Annotated in this window: 2 protein-coding genes; both read right to left on the minus strand. The window is 59.6% G+C overall.

Annotation, left to right across the window (positions count from 1 at the left end; translation table 11 throughout):
* Positions 1-21 precede the first annotated feature (21 nt).
* On the minus strand, positions 22-261 hold the full coding sequence (locus Q7T06_RS03130) for a hypothetical protein (RefSeq protein WP_304780001.1): 240 nt from the start codon (positions 259-261) through the stop codon (positions 22-24).
* A gap of 4 nt (positions 262-265) precedes the next feature.
* On the minus strand, positions 266-1,753 hold a 1,488-nt coding region (glmS, locus tag Q7T06_RS03135), incomplete at its 5' end, for a glutamine--fructose-6-phosphate transaminase (isomerizing) (RefSeq protein ID WP_304780004.1).

Below are 1,753 nucleotides of genomic sequence, written 5' to 3' on the forward strand. Positions count from 1 at the left end.
CATGTTTTGATGCTGTAATGCCTAACCTTGCTGCGATTTTTTCTGCGTTGCCCTAACCAGGGTCTGCACTGCGTTGAGGAGATCGCCTTTTGTAACGTCGGCCTCAGCCGATATTCCATAGCGTTCAGCTTCGTCTTTATGTTCAGGATAGGCAGGCTCATCCTGATCTTCCCGCACCGTCATCGACTGCCTGATCGCATACTCAAGCTTGCTTAAGCGTGCGATCAAATCAGCGCGACTGCTTTCATTTGCATTTTCCACTTGCCTACTCAACCGTCACCGACTTCGCCAGATTGCGTGGCTTGTCTACGTCGGTGCCGCGCGCCAGCGCGGTGTGATACGCGAGCAATTGCAGCGGCACGACATGCAGAATCGGCGATAGCGCACCGTAGTGTTCCGGCAAGCGGATCACATGCAAGCCTTCGCCTGAAGTGATGCGCGAATCGCCATCGGCGAAGACGTACAGTTCGCCGCCGCGTGCGCGCACTTCCTGCATGTTCGACTTGAGTTTTTCGAGCATGGGGTCGTTCGGTGCAACGGTGACGACCGGCATTTCTTCGGTCACGAGTGCGAGCGGGCCGTGCTTCAGTTCGCCGGCCGGATACGCTTCGGCGTGGATGTAGGTAATTTCCTTCAGCTTCAACGCGCCTTCGAGTGCGATCGGGTAGTGCAGGCCGCGACCGAGGAAGAGGGCGTTTTCCTTGCGTGCGAAGGCTTCTGCCCAGGCGATGATCTGCGGTTCCAGTGCGAGCACGGCGCTAATCGCTGCCGGCAAGTGGCGCATCGCTTTCAGTTGCGCGGCTTCCTGCTCATCTGTCAGTTTGCCTTTGACTTGCGCCAGTGCCAGCGTCAGCAGGAACAGTGCAGCCAGTTGCGTGGTGAAGGCCTTGGTCGAGGCGACGCCGACTTCGACGCCGGCGCGCGTGATGTAGGCGAGTTCGCACTCGCGCACCATCGCGCTGGTGGCGGCGTTGCAGATTGTCAGCGTGTGCTTCATGCCCAGCGATTGCGCATGGCGCAGCGCGGCCAGCGTGTCGGCGGTTTCGCCGCTTTGCGAAATCGTGACCACCAGTGAATTCGGATTCGGCACGCTATCGCGGTAGCGGTATTCGCTGGCGATTTCGACATTGCAGGTGACGCCGGCGATCGCTTCTATCCAGTACTTGGCCGTCATGCCGGAGTAATAGCTGGTGCCGCAGGCGAGGATCAGGACGGAATCGATTTTTTTGAAAATGCCGAAAGCCTGGTCGCCGAAGATGTCCGGCGTGATGGCGGTGATGCCTTCCAGCGTATCGGCGATGGCGCGCGGCTGCTCGAAGATTTCCTTTTGCATGTAATGGCGATACGGTCCGAGTTCGACCGCACCGGTATGCGCGTGCACGGTTTTCACTTCGCGCTGCACCTGCTTGCCGTCGGCATCGACTATCCACACGCGCTGCAGCTGCAGGTCGACGACGTCGCCTTCTTCGAGGTAAATGATTTGATCGGTGGTGCCGGCCAGCGCCAGCGCATCGGACGCGAGAAAGTTTTCGCCATTGCCGACGCCGACGATCAGTGGCGAGCCGCGGCGTGCGCCGACCACGCGGTGCGGTTCGTCGCGGCTGAACACGGCAATCGCAAAGGCGCCAGTCAGGCGCTTGGTGGCCAGTTGGACGGTTTCGAACAGGTCGCCGGTGTACATCTGGTCGACCAGATGGGCGATGACTTCGGTATCGGTCTGGCTCTCGAACACGTAACCCAGTGCTTTCAACTC

Origin of the sequence: Herminiimonas sp. (assembly GCF_030645555.1) — a bacterium.
Taxonomy (GTDB): domain Bacteria; phylum Pseudomonadota; class Gammaproteobacteria; order Burkholderiales; family Burkholderiaceae_D; genus Oxalicibacterium.